At 75.5% G+C, this 17337-nt stretch carries 16 protein-coding genes and 1 riboswitch; of the genes, 2 read left to right on the forward strand and 14 right to left on the reverse strand.

Annotation, left to right across the window (positions count from 1 at the left end; translation table 11 throughout):
• Positions 1–3: 3 nt before the first annotated feature.
• Positions 4–909 carry an AAA family ATPase gene (locus tag ABD823_RS24955; RefSeq protein ID WP_344863623.1) on the reverse strand — a complete coding sequence of 302 codons (906 nt, stop codon included), beginning with the start codon at positions 907–909 and terminating at the stop codon, positions 4–6.
• A 238-nt stretch (positions 910–1147) separates the two neighbouring features.
• On the opposite strand from ABD823_RS24955, the gene ABD823_RS24960 reads away from it, so the two are divergent.
• A complete protein-coding gene (locus tag ABD823_RS24960) occupies positions 1148–2488 on the forward strand; it encodes a TrkH family potassium uptake protein (protein ID WP_344863624.1) in 1341 nt (446 codons plus the stop codon).
• On the forward strand, positions 2481–3158 hold the full coding sequence (locus ABD823_RS24965) for a potassium channel family protein (RefSeq protein ID WP_344863625.1): 678 nt from the start codon (positions 2481–2483) through the stop codon (positions 3156–3158). Before ABD823_RS24960 ends, ABD823_RS24965 begins: the two co-directional genes overlap by 8 nt.
• 9 nt (positions 3159–3167) lie before the next feature.
• Here the strand turns inward: ABD823_RS24965 and ABD823_RS24970 are convergent, their stop codons facing one another.
• The 13 genes from ABD823_RS24970 to ABD823_RS25030 all read right to left on the reverse strand — a co-directional run bounded on the left by ABD823_RS24970 (position 3168) and on the right by ABD823_RS25030 (position 17331).
• The gene (locus ABD823_RS24970) at positions 3168–3626 is read right to left on the reverse strand and encodes a PH domain-containing protein (protein WP_344863626.1); all 459 of its coding nucleotides are present in this window, start codon (positions 3624–3626) and stop codon (positions 3168–3170) included.
• A gap of 111 nt (positions 3627–3737) precedes the next feature.
• Complete coding sequence (gene ribH / locus ABD823_RS24975; protein ID WP_344863627.1) at positions 3738–4208, reverse strand: 6,7-dimethyl-8-ribityllumazine synthase; 471 nt, start codon at positions 4206–4208, stop codon at positions 3738–3740.
• A gap of 55 nt (positions 4209–4263) precedes the next feature.
• Complete coding sequence (locus ABD823_RS24980; protein ID WP_344863628.1) at positions 4264–5487, reverse strand: bifunctional 3,4-dihydroxy-2-butanone-4-phosphate synthase/GTP cyclohydrolase II; 1224 nt, start codon at positions 5485–5487, stop codon at positions 4264–4266.
• A complete protein-coding gene (locus ABD823_RS24985) occupies positions 5484–6146 on the reverse strand; it encodes a nicotinamide mononucleotide transporter family protein (protein ID WP_344863629.1) in 663 nt (220 codons plus the stop codon). Before ABD823_RS24985 ends, ABD823_RS24980 begins: the two co-directional genes overlap by 4 nt.
• Positions 6143–6751 (reverse strand): riboflavin synthase, encoded by a 609-nt coding sequence (locus ABD823_RS24990; RefSeq protein ID WP_344863630.1) that lies wholly within the window; start codon positions 6749–6751, stop codon positions 6143–6145. Before ABD823_RS24990 ends, ABD823_RS24985 begins: the two co-directional genes overlap by 4 nt.
• A gap of 104 nt (positions 6752–6855) precedes the next feature.
• Positions 6856–6986: riboswitch (FMN riboswitch) on the reverse strand.
• A gap of 169 nt (positions 6987–7155) precedes the next feature.
• Complete coding sequence (locus ABD823_RS24995; RefSeq protein ID WP_344863631.1) at positions 7156–7962, reverse strand: oxygenase MpaB family protein; 807 nt, start codon at positions 7960–7962, stop codon at positions 7156–7158.
• Between the two features lie 148 nt (positions 7963–8110).
• Positions 8111–8767, reverse strand: a complete 657-nt coding sequence (gene rpe, locus ABD823_RS25000; protein ID WP_344863632.1) for a ribulose-phosphate 3-epimerase — start codon at positions 8765–8767, stop codon at positions 8111–8113.
• A 133-nt stretch (positions 8768–8900) separates the two neighbouring features.
• A complete protein-coding gene (locus ABD823_RS25005; RefSeq protein WP_344863633.1) occupies positions 8901–10460 on the reverse strand; it encodes an RsmB/NOP family class I SAM-dependent RNA methyltransferase in 1560 nt (519 codons plus the stop codon).
• A 5-nt stretch (positions 10461–10465) separates the two neighbouring features.
• A complete protein-coding gene (gene fmt, locus ABD823_RS25010; RefSeq protein ID WP_344863634.1) occupies positions 10466–11395 on the reverse strand; it encodes a methionyl-tRNA formyltransferase in 930 nt (309 codons plus the stop codon).
• Between the two features lie 5 nt (positions 11396–11400).
• Positions 11401–11949, reverse strand: a complete 549-nt coding sequence (gene def / locus ABD823_RS25015; RefSeq protein ID WP_344863635.1) for a peptide deformylase — start codon at positions 11947–11949, stop codon at positions 11401–11403.
• 127 nt (positions 11950–12076) lie between these two features.
• The gene (locus ABD823_RS25020; protein ID WP_344863636.1) at positions 12077–13468 is read right to left on the reverse strand and encodes a hypothetical protein; all 1392 of its coding nucleotides are present in this window, start codon (positions 13466–13468) and stop codon (positions 12077–12079) included.
• Between the two features lie 40 nt (positions 13469–13508).
• The gene (locus ABD823_RS25025) at positions 13509–15155 is read right to left on the reverse strand and encodes a hypothetical protein (protein ID WP_344863637.1); all 1647 of its coding nucleotides are present in this window, start codon (positions 15153–15155) and stop codon (positions 13509–13511) included.
• A gap of 64 nt (positions 15156–15219) precedes the next feature.
• The gene (locus ABD823_RS25030) at positions 15220–17331 is read right to left on the reverse strand and encodes a primosomal protein N' (RefSeq protein WP_344863638.1); all 2112 of its coding nucleotides are present in this window, start codon (positions 17329–17331) and stop codon (positions 15220–15222) included.
• Positions 17332–17337: the final 6 nt, after the last annotated feature.

Genomic DNA, 17337 nt, shown 5'->3' on the forward strand with positions numbered 1-17337 from the left:
AGGTCAGCCGCGGAGGCCATCGAGGAGCCCGTCCGCGAGCACCGCCTCGTGGTCCTCGCGGTGCTTGAGCAGCGCGCCCAGCGCGGCCGCCGCCGGGCCGGGGTCCAGCTCCCGGGCGCCCAGGGCGAGCAGGGCCTCGGTCCAGTCGAGGGTCTCGGCGATCCCGGGCGGCTTGACCAGCCGGGCCCCGCGCAGCCGTCCGGCCGCCGCGGCGACCTGCCCGGCGAGGGTCCGGGAGCACTCGGGGAGCCTGCGCAGCAGGATCTCCACCTCCCGCTCGAAGGAGGGGTGCTCCAGCCAGTGGTAGAGGCAGCGCCGCTTGAGCGCGTCGTGCACCTCGCGAGTGCGGTTGGAGGTCAGCACGACCACCGGCGGCGTCCGGGCGCGGATCGTGCCGAGCTCGGGGACGGAGACCGCGAAGTCGGACAGGACCTCCAGCAGGATCGCCTCGAACTCCACGTCCGCCCGGTCGATCTCGTCGATGAGCAGCACGCTGGGCTGGGTCTCGACCGCCCGCAGCAGCGGCCGGGCGATCAGGAAGCGCCGGTCGTAGACCTCGCCCTCCAGCCGGGCCGCGTCGGCGGTCCCGCTCGCCTCGGCGACCTTCAGGTGGAGCAGCTGACGGGCGAAGTCCCAGTCGTAGAGGGCCTGGGAGCCCTCCAGCCCCTCGTAGCACTGCAGGCGGATGAGCGGCGCGTCCAGCACCGCGGCGAGCGCCCTGGCCAGCTCGGTCTTGCCGACGCCCGCCTCGCCCTCCAGGAACAGCGGGCGGCCCATCCGCAGCGCGAGGAAGGCCGCGGTGGCCAGCCCCTCGTCGGCCAGGTAGTCCCGCCGGTCGAGCAGCTCGGCGAGCCGCCCGGGCGAGGCGAGATCGGACAGGCCGGATGTCGTGTTCGTCCGCCGCACCACCGGTTCAGAGTACGCGCCGGGAACGGCGGGAATCCAGGGTCCGCCGCCCGGGACGGCGGCGCACCGCCGGTCCGGCCGCCGCACGGTTCACCACCGCACGGTTCACCGCCGTGCGACTCACCAGCACACGGCCCACGACCGCGCGGCCCGCCCCCGCACGGACGGCCACGACCGCGCGGCTCGCCGCCGCACGGGCGGCCACCGCCGCCACCGCCGTCGCCGCCGATATCCTCTCCCGGTGAGCTATCCGGCCCGGAAGGTCAACTCGCCGTCGCGAGCGGTCGTCATCGCGTTCCTCGGCGCGGTCCTCACCGGCACGGCACTGCTCTCGCTGCCCGTCGCCGTCGCGGAGGGCCGGGAGGCGTCGTGGTCCTCGGCGCTGTTCACCGCGACCTCGGCGGTGTGCGTGACCGGCCTCGCCGCGGTGGACACGGCCGGGCACTGGTCGGTCTTCGGCGAGACCGTGATCCTCGTGCTGATGCAGATCGGCGGCTTCGGGATCATGTCCCTCGCCTCGATCCTCGCCCTGCTCGTCTCCGGCAAGCTGGGACTGCGCGCCCGGCTCACCACGCAGGCCGAGACCCAGAGCCTCGGCCCCGGCGAGGTCCGCCGGGTGCTTCTGGGCGTGGCCAAGGTGACGCTGGCGGTGGAGGCGGTCACGGCCGCGATCCTCACCGTCCGCCTCGCCACCGCCTACGGCGAGCCGCTCGGCCGCGCCGCCTACCTCGGGGTCTTCCACGCGGTCTCGGCGTTCACCAACGCCGGGTTCGCGCTCTGGCCGGACAGCGTGATGCGGTTCGTGCGCGACGTGTGGATCTGCCTCCCGCTGGCGCTGACCGTGGTCATCGGCGGCCTGGGCTTCCCGGTCTACGCCGCCCTCCGGCGGCACTGGCGGCGGCCCTCCCGGTGGTCGCTGCACGCCAAGATGACGCTGGGCATGACCGCGGTCCTGCTGTTCGGCGGCGCCCTGGCCATCACGGTCTCGGAGTGGACCAACCCCGCGACGTTCGGCCCCCTCTCCCCCGGCCTGCGGATCCTGGCCGGGTTCTTCCACAGCGCGATGACCCGCAGCGGCGGCCTGAACTCGGTCGACACCTCCCAGATGCACGAGAACTCCTGGCTGATCAGCGACGTGCTGATGTTCATCGGCGCGGGCAGCGCCAGCACCGGCGGCGGCATCAAGGTCACGACCTTCGCGCTGCTCGGCTACGTCATCCTGGCCGAGATCCGCGGCGAGCCCGACGTCACGGCGGGCCGCCGCCGCATCCCCGAGCACCTGCAGCGGCAGGCCCTCACCATCGCGCTGGTCAGCGTCGCCGCCGTGGTCGCCGGCACGCTCGCCATGATGATGATCACACCGTTCCCGCTCGATCGCGTACTCTTCGAGGTGGTCTCCGCGTTCGGCACCGTCGGCCTGTCCACGGGGATCACCCCCCACGTCGGCACGGCGGGGCACGTGGTGCTCACCGCCCTGATGTTCATCGGCCGGCTCGGCCCGGTGACCCTCGGCACCGCGCTCGCGCTGCGCGTGCAGACCCGAAGGTTCCGCTACCCGGAGGAGCGTCCACTCGTTGGCTGACAAGAAGAACCGCGACGACCGCGGCGACGCCGTGGCGGTCATCGGCCTCGGCCGGTTCGGCGGAGCGATCGCCGACGAGCTCATCCGGCGCGGCGTCGAGGTCCTCGGCGTGGACAGCGACTCCCGCAACGTGCAGGAGTTCTCGGCGAGGCTCACCCACGTCGTCTGCGCCGACTCCACCGACCCGGAGGCGCTGGCGCAGCTCGGCCTGGCCGACTTCGGCCGGGTGGTGGTCGGCATCGGCACCAACATCGAGTCGAGCATCCTGACCACCTCGATCCTGACCGACCTCGCCGTGCCCGACATCTGGGCCAAGGCGATCAGCCGCCAGCACGCCCGCATCCTGGAGCGGGTCGGCGCCCACCACGTGGTGCAGCCGGAGGCCGACATGGGCGAGCGGGTCGCGCACCTGGTCACCGGCCGGATGCTCGACTACATCGAGGTGGAGGAGGACTACGCCCTCGTCAAGACCAAGGCGCCCGGCTGGGCCGCCGGGCGGACGCTGGGCGAGCTGCGCATCCGCACGGAGTACGGCGTCACCGTGGTCGCGGTCAAGAAGCCCGGCGCGAGGTTCACCTACGCCACCTCGGAGACCGTCATCGGCTCCGGCGACACCCTGCTCGTCGCGGGCGACACCGACGGGACGGAGCGCTTCTCCGAGGAGACCTGAGGCCGCGGCTCAGTCGTCCTCCCGGGCCTCTCCCCGCTCGCGGATGAGCGCGGCGAGCTCACGGACCTGACGCGCGGTGCGGCCCTTCTCCGAGCCCTGCAGCCCCATGGCCCCGACGGTCGTCCCGTCGGCGAGGTCGATCTTCGCCCAGGGCTCGCCCTCGACCAGGGTGACCGCGAGCACCTCCGGCCACTCGTGGCGGTGCACCCGCAGGGCGTTGACCAGGGTGATCCCCCGCTCGTCCGCCTCCACCCGGCAGCGCCCCAGCAGGTGCAGCACCCAGGCGACCAGCCCGGCCAGCGCGACCACCGCCACCCTGTCGGCGATCGCGAACGGCGCCGGCAGGAAGAGCGCCATCAGCAGCGCCCCCAGCATGATCAGGGCGGCGAGGGCGTAGGCCACGACCCGCCCCTTCTGCGGCCGCCACACGACGGGCAGATCGGGCGGCGGGACGTCCTCGGTGCTCAATCGACGATCACTTTCCTCATGGGACTCCGGCCGGGCCCCGCGGCCCGCCGGGGCGGGACGGGGGCCCGCGGTCGCAACCTACCGCACGCCCCGCCCGCCCCCGCGGGCGGCTCAGCCCCGCAGGCCGCGCAGGAGCACGGCGGTCTCCAGCGCGGCGACGGCGGCCTCGTACCCCTTGTCCTCGCGGCTGCCCGGCAGCCCCGACCGGTCCAGGGCCTGCTCCACCGTCTCGCAGGTCAGCACCCCGTTGCCGACGGGGGTCCCCTCGTCGAGGGAGACCCGGGTCAGGCCCGAGGTCACCGACTCGCAGACGTAGTCGAAGTGGGCGGTCTCCCCGCGGATCACCGCGCCGAGCGCCACCACCGCGTCGTGCCTGCGGGCCAGGGCCTGGGCGACCACGGGGATCTCCAGGGACCCCGCCACCCGGACCACGGTCGCGACCGCGCCGCTGTCCCGGGCGGCCCGCACGGCCCGCTCCACGAGCCGGTCGGTGATCTCCTCGTGCCAGCGGGCGGCCACGATCCCGACCGTCAGCCCTCCGGCGTCGACCGCCTCCGCGGCCGGACGTCCCTCACCGCTCATGCGTCCCGTCTCCTCCCGCCGCGGGCACGCCCCGCGGCCCGCACGCTCCGTCCGCTCACGGGACCTCGGCCTCCTCCTGGATGTCGTGGCCGAGGCGTTCGCGCTTGGCCGCCAGGTAGCGCTCGTTGTAGGGGTTCACCGCCACCGGCATCGGCTCGCGGCCCAGCACCTTGACGCCGTAGCCGTCCATGCCCCGCAGCTTGGCGGGGTTGTTGGTCAGCAGCCGGACCGATTTCACGCCCAGGTCGGCGAGGATCTGCCCGGCGTTGGAGAACTCCCTGGCGTCCACCGGCAGGCCGAGCTCCAGGTTGGCGTCGACGGTGTCGCTGCCGGCGTCCTGCAGGCCGTACGCCCGGAGCTTGGCCAGCAGGCCGATCCCGCGGCCCTCGTGGCCGCGCAGGTAGACCACCACCCCGCGCCCCTCGGCGGCGATCTCGGCCATCGCGTGGTCGAGCTGCACCCCGCAGTCGCAGCGCAGCGAGCCGAGCACGTCGCCGGTCAGGCACTCCGAGTGCGCCCGCACCAGGACGTTCTCGCCGTCGCCGAGGTCGCCGTAGACCAGGGCGAGGTGCTCGCCGCCGTCCAGCGCGCTGGCGTAGCCGTAGGCGCGCCAGACGCCGTAGGCGTTGGGGATGCGGGTCTCGGCGACCCGGGTCACCATCCGCTCGGTCCTGCGCCGGAACTCCACCAGCTGCTCGATGGAGATCAGTGCCAGGTCGTGCTCGTCGCAGAACTCCCGCAGCTCCGGCAGGCGCTTCATGCTCCCGTCGTCGTTGACCACCTCGGCGAGCGCGCCCGCCGGGGCCAGCCCGGCCAGCCGGGCCAGGTCCACGGCCGCCTCGGTGTGGCCGCGCCGGGCCAGCACGCCGCCCTCCCGGTAGCGGAGCGGGAAGACGTGCCCGGGCCGGACCAGCTCGAACGGCTCGGTCGCCGAGTCGCACAGGGTGCGGATGGTCCTGGCCCGGTCCGCGGCGGAGATGCCGGTGGTCACGCCGTCCCGGGCGTCGACGCTGATCGTGTAGGCGGTGCGCATGCGCTCGCGGTTGTCGTTGACCATCAGCGGCAGGCCGAGCCGGTCGAGGTCCTCGCCCGGCATCGACACGCAGATGACGCCGCTGGTGTGCCGGATGGTGAAGGCCAGCAGCTCCGGGGTGGCCCTGGCCGCGGCGAAGATGACGTCGCCCTCGTTCTCCCGGTTCTCGTCGTCGACGACCACGACGGGCCTGCCCTCGCGGATGTCGGCGATCGCCCGCTCGACGGGGTCCAGCACGGTGCTCACACGGCCTCCTCGGAGACGGTCGCGGTCCGGGAGCGGTACTCCTTGAGCCAGTTGGCGAACCCGACGAGGACCAGCACGAAGAAGATCCCGTAGACGGCGCCGGAGACGACCAGGCCGGAGCTGAACGCCAGCGGCACGCCGACCAGGTCCACCGCGACCCAGATGATCCAGAAGTCGACCAGCGCGCGGCCCTGCGCCCAGGTCGCCACGGCGCTGCCGACGAAGATGTAGGCGTCGGCGGCGACCAGGAGGTAGCCCTCGACCCCCGGGGTGCGCACGCCCCACGACAGCTTGAACACGTAGAACAGCACGGCCACCACGGCGGTGCCCGCCAGCATGGACCAGATCAGGGCGAGCCGCTCGTGCCCGGTCGCGGGCCGTACGGCCAGCTCCTGGCCGCCGGAGGTGCCGCGCGACCACTTCCACCAGCCGTAGACGGCCAGCGCGCCGAACATCACCTGCTTGAGCGCGTTGCCGGTGATGTGCGCGCTGAGCGAGGCGATCAGCAGCAGCACCGCGCCGGTGAGCTGCACCGGCCAGGTCCAGATCGACTTGCGGATCGCCAGCAGCACGGTGGCCAGCGCGGCCACGTTGCCCACCAGGTCGGTCCAGAGGACCTCGACCCCGAACAGCTCGAATCCCGCGTGCGCCCAGTTCATGCCCGGCCTCCCGGCACGTAGGAGCCGACGAGCCGCTCCACGTACTTGGCGACCACGTCGACCTCGAGGTTCACCGGGTCGCCGGGCCGCTTGGCGCCGAGGGTGGTGAGCTTCAGGGTGGTGGGGATCAGGCTGACCGAGAACGCCTCGCCGTCCACCGCCACCACGGTCAGGCTGACGCCGTCCACCGCGATGGAGCCCTTCTCCACCACGTAGCGGCCCAGCCCGGCCGCCAGCGAGATCCGCACGACCTCCCAGTGCTCGCCGGGTTCCCGCGACAGCAGCACGCCGGTGCCGTCCACGTGGCCCTGCACGATGTGCCCGCCCAGGCGCGCGTCGGCGCGGACGGCGCGCTCCAGGTTGACCGGGGAGCCGGGGCGCAGCACGCCCAGGCTGCTGCGGTCCAGGGTCTCCTTCATGACGTCGGCGGTGAACACCTCGCCGTCGACGCCGACCACGGTCAGGCAGACGCCGTTGACCGCGATCGAGTCGCCGTGCCGGGCGTCGGCGGTGACGGTCGCGCCGCGGATCGCGATCCGCGCGGCGTCTTTGAGCGGCTCGATCGCCGCGACCTCGCCGAGTTCCTCGACGATTCCGGTGAACATCCGGGGGGCCTCCTACTCGCCAGTAGCTTCCTGCCACGGCGGGCCCCGGGGGCGACGGACCCCACGGGTCCGTCAGCGGAGGGTGCCTGGACGGCACTGTCCGCTCGCGCGCTGCCTCCCATCCGGACTTTAACCGTCGGTCCCGGAATTCCACCGGGTCAACCGGCCGATGGCTTCGGCCGGGTCGCGGACTGTCACCGCCGGTTCGGACTTTCACCGACCCCGGAGCACGCTGCTTGTGCATTCGGGCACACCGCCTCGCGATGAGGCGGGTCCCGTACATCAGTGTGCCATGCCCGGCAAACCGGGCGGCACGCCCCTCCACTGGGTGAGACGGCCGGCGGGGCCGCGCCGCGGGCCCCGTCGGCACGGGCACCTCCCGCCCGGATCCCGCCGGGGCGGGATCAGGCGGCGCTGAGTTTCCGGGCCCGGCGGGCGTCCGGGGCGTACCGGACGGGCGCGGGCACCAGGCCGATCCCGGCCTGCAGCGCGCGCAGCGCCGCCGTCGTCCACAGGTCCTCGATGGGCGTGGCGGGCAGGCCGTACAGCCTGCGGGCCCAGCGGGGCAGCGTCCCGAAGGCGAACAGGACGAACCCCGGGAAGACCGGCTTGAGCGGGAAGAGGTAGCGCGGCAGCGGGGCGTTGAGCGCCTGGCGGAGCGGGTGCGGGACCTCCGGGGCGAAGTAGAGGCCCGGGCGGCGGCTGCGGATGTAGTCGCGCATCTCCCGCACCGAGCCCGGCACGTCGTCGGCGCGCAGGCCCACGACCTCGGCGGCGCGCCGCCACTCGGCCACGAACCGGTCGGCGTCGGCGTCGCTCAGGCCCACCCCGGCGCGGCGGGCCACCGACAGGTAGGAGTCGACCTCCCCGATGTGGACCCAGCGCAGCGCCTCGGGGTCGTCCAGGCGGAAGCGCTCCCCGGTGTCCGGATCGACGGCGCTGAGGCTCGCGTGGATCTTCCTGACCCGGGCGCCGGCCCGCTCGACCTCCTCCAGCGTGCCGTAGGTGCGCACCCGGACGAACTCGGTGGTCCGCTGGAAGCGGGCCCACGCCTCGCCGGGGTCCATCAGCGCGGAGTTCTGCGCGACCCCGCGCATCGCACGCGGGTGCAGCCCCTGCATGAGCAGCGCCCGGAAGCCGCCGACCAGCAGGATCGGCTCCCCCATCACCCGCCAGGTCACCGAGCCCGGCCCGAAGAGTCCGTGGTCCATGGCCCACCTCCCTTGTAAGTGACTGGTTACCCTACCCACCGTGGGCGATGTGTACCAGGACCGTCACATTCGCGGGACGCGGCCGCGGCAGGCCGGCCACCGCCTCCCCGCAGGCCGGGGAGGCGGTGGAGAAGGCACCGGAGAGGGGTCAGGCCTCGGCGGCCAGGGCGCGCAGCTCGTCCACCGCGCGGGCCGGATCGGCGGCGCCGTAGACGGCGTTGCCCGCCACGAAGACGTCGGCGCCCGCCTCCGCGCAGCGCTCGATGGTCTCGGCCGAGACGCCGCCGTCCACCTGGAGCCACACCTCGCCGCCGTGCCGCTCGATGAGCGCCCGGGCCCGGCGGATCTTCGGCAGGACCACGTCGAGGAACTTCTGCCCGCCGAACCCGGGCTCGACGGTCATCAGCAGCAGCATGTCGATCTCGCCGAGCAGGTCCTCGTACGGCTCGACCGCCGTGGCCGGGTTCAGCGCGAACCCGGCGCGGGCCCCGGCGGCGCGGATCTGGCGCAGCGTGCGGACCGGGGCCCTGGCCGCCTCGGCGTGCACGGTCACGCTGCCCGCCCCGGCCTCGGCGTAGGCGGGGGCCCAGCGGTCCGGGTCCTCGATCATCAGGTGGCAGTCCAGCGGCGTGGACGTCGCCTTGAGCAGGGACTCGACGACCGGCAGGCCGAGCGTCAGGTTGGGCACGAAGTGGTTGTCCATGACGTCGACGTGGATCCAGTCGGCGTTGGAGACCGCCGCGACCGCCTCGGCGAGGCGGGCGAAGTCGGCGGACAGGATGCTGGGCGAGATCTGTACGGCCATGATGCCCCCGAGTCTATTGGCGCCCCCTGTCCGCCCCCCGCCGCCCCTCCGCACCGGGCCGCCCCGTTTCCGGGGCGGATCCGCTCCCGGCCCCCGTCCCGCTCCGGGAGCGGGGCGAGGGCCCTCGGAACGGTCAGCGGCGGCGCAGCAGGGCCAGGAACATGGCGTCGGTGCCGTGCCGGTGCGGCCAGAACTGGGCGTACGGCCCCTCGCCCAGGCCCTCGGCCTCGGGCAGGTACGCGCGGGCGTCCAGGACCTCGGCGTCGTCGCGGCGGCGCAGCACGTCGCCGACCACGACGGCCGTCTCCGCCAGGTGCGGCGAGCAGGTCACGTAGGCCACCACCCCGCCGGGGCGGGCCGCGTCGAGCGCGGAGCCGAGCAGGTCGCGCTGGACGGCGCCCAGCTCGGGAAGGCTCGCCGGGTCGCGGCGCCAGCGCGCCTCCGGGCGGCGGCGCAGCGCGCCCAGCCCGGTGCAGGGGGCGTCGAGCATGACCCGGTCGAAGACGCCGGGCCGCCAGGCGGGGACCCGGCCGTCGGCGGTGACCACCGCCGCCTCGCCGACGGCCTGCCGGACCAGGCGGGCCCGGTGGTGCTGGAGCTCGGCCGCCAGCAGCCGGGCGCTCTCCTGGACGGCGAGCGCGTCGAGCAGGCCGGCCTTGCCGCCGGGCCCGGCACACATGTCGAGCCAGCGGGAGTCGCCCCCCTCCACCGGGACCCGGGTGAGGGCGAGCGCCACCAGCTGGCTCGCCTCGTCCTGCACCGCGGCGCGCCCCTGCGCCACCGCCGGGACCGTCCCCGGGTCGCCCTCGGGCAGGTAGGCCGCGTACGGGGAGAAGTCGGCCGGCGCGGCGCCCGCGTCCAGCAGCTCCGCCACCGAGCAGCGGCCCGGGCGGGCCACCAGCGTGACCCGGGGCCGCTCGTTGTCGGCGGCCAGCAGGGCGGCCGTCTCGGCGAGGTCGCCGCCGACGGCGTCGCGCAGCGCGGTGACGACCCACCGGGGATGGCTGTGCGCCACGGCCAGGTGGCCGACCGGGTCGCCGGCCGGATCCGGGGCCACGATCGGCAGCCACTGCTCCAGGGAGCGGGTGGCGACCTTGCGCAGCACCGCGTTGGCGTACTTGGCCGGGCCCGCGCCGACGCGGAGCCGGACCAGGTCGACGGTCGTGCCGACCGCCGCGTGCGGGGGCACCCGGGTCTTGAGCAGCTGGTGCGCGCCCAGCCGGAGGGCGTCCAGCAGCGGCGGGTCCAGGTCGTGCGGGGCCCGGTCGCTGCAGGCGGCGATGACCTCGTCGTAGGTTCCCAGGCCGCGCAGGGTGCCGTAGGCCAGCTCGGTCGCCAGCCCCGCGTCGCGCCCCGACAGTCCGCGCTCGCGCAGCAGCGCGGGCATCAGCAGGTTGGCGTAGGCGTCCCGCTCGTCCACCGCGCGCAGCAGGTCGTAGGCCGCGTTGCGGGCCTCGTCGCGGACCGGCCGGGACGGACGGCCGCTCCGGCTCCCGCCCGCGCCGCCGCGCCCACCGCGCCCTTCCCGGCCGCTCCCGCCGGAACCGCCACCCGGACGGCTCCCACCGCGTCCTCCGGCGTTTCCTCCGCCGCGGCCCGCACCGTGCCCTCCGCCCCGGCCTCCGCCGGAAGCACCGGAGCCCCCGGCGCGGCCTCCGCCGCGCGGAGCACCGCCGTTCCCCCGCTCACCCATGCGCCTCAGACCAGCCGATCGCTGTCGGAGGGCCGCACGCCGCGCGCCCACTCGCCCGCGGTCATCAGGCGCTTGCCCTGGGGCTGGACCTCGCCCAGCTCCACCGGGTGGGTGGCCGTGCCGACCAGGACGGAGCTCCTGCCCGCCGCGACCTGCCCGGGGGCGAGCACGGGGGCTTCGGGCGCGGGCCGTACCGGGCCGAGCTTGACCCGCTGGCCGCGGAACTCGGTCCACGCGCCCGGCGCGGGCGTGCAGGCCCGGACCAGGCGGTCCACCCGCATCGCCGGGGCGGTCCAGTCGACGCGGGCGTCCTCGACGGTGATCTTCGGGGCGAGGGTCACCCCCTCACCGGGCTGCGGCCTGGCCTCCAGCGTGCCGTCCTCGACCCCGTCGAGGGTCGCCAGCAGCAACTCGGCGCCGGACTCGGCCAGCCGGGCGAGCAGTTCGCCGCTGGTGTCGGCGGCGCGGATCTTCTCGGTGAGCACGCCGTAGACCGGGCCGGCGTCCAGCTCCCTGACGATCCGGAAGGTGCTCGCACCGGTGATCTCGTCGCCGTGCAGCACGGCGTGCTGCACCGGGGCGGCCCCCCGCCACGCGGGCAGGAGCGAGAAGTGGAGGTTGATCCAGCCGTGGCGCGGGATGTCCAGCGCCGCCTGCGGCAGCAGGGCCCCGTAGGCGACCACCGGGCAGGCGTCCGGCGCGATCGCGCGCAACCGCTCCAGGAACGCGGGGTCGCCCGCCTTGAGCGGCTTGAGGACCTCGATGCCCACCTCCTCGGCCAGCTCGGCGACGGGGCTCGGGTGGACCTTCCGGCCCCGTCCCGACGGGGCGTCCGGGCGGGTGACCACGGCGGCCACCTCGTGGCGCGGCGAGTCGAGCAGGGTCCGCAGCGAGGGCAGGGCGGTGTCCGGGGTTCCGGCGAAGACCAGGCGCAAGGTTCCTACAGAGCCTTCCCGTGGGTGGCGTGCGGGGACAGCTTGAACGTGGGCGCGGGCGTCCCGAACCACTCGGCCTCGCGGATCGCCTTCTTGGCGAGCTTGCGCTGCTCGGGGTCCATCCGGTCGATGAACAGGATGCCGTCCAGGTGGTCGGTCTCGTGCTGGAAGCAGCGGGCCATGAGGTCCGTGCCCTCCAGGGTGACGGGCTCGCCGTGCATGTTGAACCCCTTGGCCACCGCGCGGATCGCCCGGGGCGTGGGGTAGGACAGGCCGGGGAAGGACAGGCAGCCCTCCTCGCCCTCCTCGTCCATCTCGTCGGACAGGTCGAGACTCGGGTTGACCAGGTGGCCGAGCTGGTCGTCCACGTAGTAGGTGAAGACCCGCAGCCCGACCCCGATCTGCGGCGCGGCCAGACCGGCTCCGGGCGCGTCCAGCATGGTGTCGGTGAGGTCCTTGACGAGCTTGCGCAGCTCCTTGTCGAAGTCCGTCACCGGCGCCGCCGGGGTGCGCAGCACCGGGTCGCCGAACAGGCGGATTGACTGAATGGCCAACAGGGCTCCTTCCACGGGATCCCCTCAGTTTACGGGTCCGCCGCGGCGCGGACCGCTCCCGGCGGCCGCCGGGGGCCGCGGCGCGGGCCGCGGCCGCCTGCCCGGCCGCGGGACGGGACCGCCGGGCCTACCGGGAGCGGGCCTTCATGACCGCCTTGCGGGCGGCCTTGGCCACGGCCGCGTCGGCGTGGTGCGCGCCGAGCATGTCCAGCACCACGATCGCGTCGGGGTGGCCGACGAGGGCCATCTCCTCGACCATGCGCACCAGGTCCTCGCCCGGCTGGAGCGCGGCGAACTCGCCCAGTCCCTCCGGGGCCGTCCCCCGGTGGATCAGCGAGGCGAGCGTGTCGACCGCGATCCAGGTGTTGTCGGCGGGCGTCAGCGCCGGCGCTGGCAGGTCGCGGATGTGCAGCCAGGAGGCGGCGTAGCGCCACAGGCAGGGCTCGGCGAGCGCCTCCCGGACGGGGGCCTCGGCCTCCGGGCCGAGCTCCTCCAGGATCGTGTTGACGACGCCGCGCCGGCCGGCGTCGCCGGACGCGGCGGTCCGGATCAGCTCGCGGGCGGCGGCCTCGGGGGTGCGGGACTCCAGCCACACCGTGACGGCGCTGGGCCCCGCGGAGCCCTTGATGACCGCCTCGACGAGCTCGTCCGCCCCGAGGTCGGCGAAGACCGCGACCTCGGCGCCGGTGGGCGCGTCGTGGCCCTCCCTGATCAGGTCCTGGCGGACCGCCCACACGCCGAGCGGGGTCAGCCGGGGCCGGCCGGCGGGCGACCACTCGATCAGGCCGCAGTAGCCGAGGAGGTCGAGCGCGGCCGCCAGCTCGCCCGGCAGCGCCGCCGCCAGCCGGCGCATCTGCGCCGGGCTGGCCTCGCAGGCCACCTCGTGCGACTGGAGGATGCCCTTGACCAGGGTGGCCGGGGCCAGGCCGTCGCCCATGGCGTACAGCGTCGCGAGCATCTCGGCGAGGTGCTCGTCCACCACCGCGGAGCCGGTCAGGCTCTCGTCGGCACGGTCGAGGACGTCCATGACCACGCCGTCCCAGAACTCCAGCAGCTCCTGCGGCGGCAGGTCGCCGGCCGGGGTGAACGGCCCGGGCGCGGCCGTGCCCCGGGAGATCCGGAGCATGCCGGTGTTGACCGCCACGACCCAGAGCAGGTGGAGCCGGTCGGGTCCCGGCAGGCCCAGCTCGGCGGCCGCGCCGGCGGGGTCGGGCAGCAGGCACTCGGCGGTGACCCGCCGGGTGCCGGTCCAGACCGCCAGGCGCCGGGCGTCGCGCACCAGCGGGACGTCGAGCACGGCCCGGGCGAGCTCCTCGGCGGGGGCCAGCTCGACCGGGGGGAAGCTCAGCGCCTCGGCGCCGCAGCCGGGGCAGTCGCACTCCTCGCCCCCGGTCTCCCCCGCGACGGCCTCGTCGAGCACGGCCGCCCGGGCCTCCCGGGGCGCGGTGCCCAGCTCGTCGACCAGCCTGCGCAGCTCGCCGAGATCGAAGACGTTGCCCGTGTTCCCGCTCTTTGCCACCCGTGAAACTTACTCCACACCGGCCCCACGGATGTACGGCTCAGCCGATCGCGCGGGAACGCGCCTTGAAGGCCGCCTTGCGCGCGGCCTTGGCGGCGTTCTGGTCCGGCAGGGATCGGCCGAGCAGTTCCAGCACGTCGACGAGGTCGGGGTGGTCCACCCGCCACATCTCCTCGATCACGTGCGACGGAGGGCCGGAGGCCGCCATGTTCTCGGCGAACGTCTCCGGGTCCTCCTCGGCCGCCGGCAGGGCCAGGGCGAGCATGTCCACGCTCATCCAGAGCACCTCGTCCTGCGTGAGGGCGGGGGCGGCCAGCCCGCGCGCGGTGAGCCAGTGGGCGGCGTGCGGGCGCAGCTCCTCGTCCTCCAGGAAGGCGCGCACGGCCTCCTCCGCCTCCGCGCCGAGCCGGTCCACGATCGTGACCGCGACCCCCCGGGCGACGGCGGGCGCGCCGGAAACCGCCTCCAGCAGCTCGGTGGCGGCCTGGGCGGGCGTCCTGCGGGCCAGCCAGCCGGTGATGTCGGCCTCGGCCACCTCGGGGAGCACTCCGGCCAGCAGCCCGTCGATCAGGTCGGCCGCGTCGGCCTCGGCCAGGTCGGGCAGCCGCGACGGCTCCATCTCGAAGTCCTCGTAGAGCTCGTGCAGGCCCCAGACCGCCAGCGGGGTCAGCTCCAGCGTGCCGTCGCCCTCCTGGAGCAGGCCGCAGTAGACCAGCCGCCGCGCGACCGCCTCCAGGTCCGCCCCGCCGCGGTCCGCCATGTCCAGGTCGTCGTCGAGGTACTCCCGCACGGCGTCGAGCGGGACCGGCGCCTGCACCCGGTAGAACAGGTCCAGCAGGGCGTACAGCTCCTCGTCGAGGAGCGGCTCGCCGGTGACGTGCCCGCCGGTGTCCCCCTCCACGGCGAAGCGCACCGCGGCGGCCCACACCTCCAGCGGGTCGGCGTGGTCGGCGTCGAAGACGGCCGTGCCCGCCACCTCGACCAGGCCGGCGCGCACGGCCAGCTCCCACAGGAAGGCCGGGGCGGCGACGGACAGCTGGGCGGCCGCCTCGGCGGCGTCGCCGTCCCGCAGCCCGCCCCCGGGGTCCAGGGTGCGCCCGCCGGCCAGCATCCACTGGACCAGGCGGCGGGCGTCGGTCAGCAGCGGGACCCGGAGCGCGGCCTCGGCCAGCGCCTCGCGGGACGCCAGCCGTACCGGCGGGAGCGGGGAGCAGCCCGGGCAGTCGCAGGGCTCCGCCCCGGCCTCCCCGGCCTCCGAGGCCTCCGCGGCCGCGGGCAGGGACACGTCCTGCTCCAGCGCGTCGGCGCCCATCGCGCTGAACAGGCTCTTGGCCATGCCGAACCGGGAGGTGTCGGCCAGCGCGACCGGCATCTCGGGCTCGATCCGGTCCAGCGTCGCGCGCATGCGCGCGGCCATCTTGCCGCCGATCTCCTCGGTCTCGAGCAGGAAGTCCACCAGGGTCCGGGCGGCGGCGACCGTCTCGGGTGCGCTTTCCGGGGGCGCGATGACCTTGCGCGGGTAGATGTTGAGCAGCAGCTCCTCGAAAGTGGCCGGGGTGAAATCACCCAGCTCGTTCACATCCAGGTAATCGCTCGCGTAGTCGCAGAGCAGGCGCACCTCGTCCGCGTCCACGTCCCGGCCGCCCGCCCGCCCCCAGGCGCGCAGCTCGTCGATGGCCCGATTCACCCATTCAATCGACACAGGGAGAAATTAACGGCTTACTGTCAGCGCCGCGAATCGGGGAAACTGCTCAAATGGCGTCCATGGGGTCGATGCATACCCTGACCACCTCGGGCGCCTTACGCGCCGAACGCACTCCGGAGGCGCTCTTCAGCGCCGCGGCGAGCGCGGGCCCGGCCTCCCGGGGCACCCGCACGATGACGCGTTCCCGCACCTGGTCGCCCCTGGGCGTCTCGACCGGGACGGGCCCGAGCACCTGCGCGCCCTCCGGCAGCGCCGTCTCCGCCAGCATTTCCCGCACCGCCGCCGGCGACCCGGTCAGCGTGGCCATTCTTACCACCGGAGGGAAAGCGAGTTCTGTCCTGTCGGCCAGTTCCCGTTCGGCGTGGGCGACCGGATCCCACCGCAGCAGCGCCTGCACGACGGGGAGGGAGGAGTCGGCGAGCACGACGAGCCCGGCCCCGGGCCGCAGCAGGGCCGCGGCGTTCATCCACCGGCGCAGCGCCTCCTCCGCGACCCGCAGGTCCGGCCGGCCGAGCACGGCCCAGCCGTCCAGCAGCACCGCGGCCGCGTACCCGCCCTCCGGCACCGGCTCGGCCCCGGGGGTGGCCACCACGAGCGCCCGGGACGCCCCGACCGAGGCGAGCACGCCGTCCCTGCCCGAGGTGCGGACCGGGACCGCGGGGAAGGCCCGCCCGAGCTCCTCGGCCGTACGGCGGGCGCCGACGACCCGGGCACGGACCCGCACCCCGCCGCAGGCCGCGCAGCGCCAGTCGCCCGCGATCCGGCCGCACCAGCGGCAGTACGGCGCCGCGTGGCCGCCGCGCAGCGCGAGCGGCCCGGCGCAGTGCCCGCAGCGCGCCGCGGCCCGGCAGCCGGCCCAGGCCGGCGCGGGCAGGTAGCCCCGCCGGGGGACCTGGACCAGCACCGGTCCGTGCTCCAGCCCGGCCTTCAGCGTGCGCCAGGCGAGGCTGGGCAGCCGGGCCGCCCGCGCCGCCTCGTCCCGGGCCAGCTCCGCGTCGTCGCCGGCCGGCCGTACCCGCGGCGCCCGGGAGCGGACCGTGCGGCGGGGCGCGCCGAGCGCTCCGGCCCAGCCGGTGGCCACCAGCCGGGCGGCCTCCGCCGTGCAGGCGTGACCGCCCACGAGCAGGCCCGCGCGGGACTGGTGGGCGCGCAGGGCCAGCACCTCCCGGGCGTGCGGGTACGGCGCCAGCCGCTCGGCGTGCAGGTCGTCGCCGTCGTCCCAGATGACCGCCAGCCCCAGGTCCCGCACCGGGGCGAACGCCGCCGCCCGGGTGCCGACCACCACCCGGACGGCCCCCCGGCGGACCCGCAGCCACCTGCGGTAGCGCTCGGCCGGCCCCAGGTCGGCGGTGAGCGCCACGTGCCCGCCCGGCCCCAGGGCCGCCGCCAGCGCCGAGGAGGCCAGCGCCACGTCCTTGCCGTCGGGCACCACGACGAGCGCCCCCCGGCCGCCGCGCAGCGTCTCGCGCACCGCCGTCGCCACCGCCTCGGGCCAGTGCGGGCCCTCCGGGCCGATGCCCGGCAGCGCCGTCCACACCGCCCGCGGCCCGCGCCCGGCGGCCAGCTCGGCCAGGAACGCCTCCCCGCCCGGGTAGTGCGACCACGGCCCCGGCCCGCCGTCCCCGGCGGGCCCGGCGGGGACCTCCGCCCCGGCCTCCGGGGGCTCGGCCTCCGCCCTGGCGTGGCGCGGGGGGATCGCCAGGCGCAGCACGTCGGCCAGCGTTCCGGCGTAGCGGTCGGCGACGGCGCGGGCCAGCGCGGCGATCTCGGGGGCCAGCACCGGCTCGGCGGAGACCACCCGCTCCAGCCTGGCCAGCTTCCCGGTGTGCTCGCTGGCCTCCACCCGCTCCAGCAGGAACCCGTCGGCGAGCTTGCCGGCGAAGCGGACCCGGACGCGGCAGCCGGGCACGGCCTCGGCCGCCAGCGAGGCCGGCACGAGGTAGTCGAACGGCCGGTCCAGGTGGGGCAGGGGCGTGTCCACGGCGACCCGCGCCACCGGCAGCTCGGCGGCCGGCTCCGGCACGCCCTTGACCACCGCCCGCGCCGCGCCGGCGGCCCCGCCCGGCGCCGCGAGGGCGCGGGCGGGCGCGGAGCGCCCGCGGACGGCGTCGAGCGGGAGCAGGGCGCCGTCGTCGGGCGGGAGGCTGGTGTGGGGCACCCCCAT

Origin of the sequence: Planomonospora alba, assembly GCF_039534085.1 — a bacterium.
GTDB classification, from domain to species: domain Bacteria; phylum Actinomycetota; class Actinomycetes; order Streptosporangiales; family Streptosporangiaceae; genus Planomonospora_B; species Planomonospora_B alba.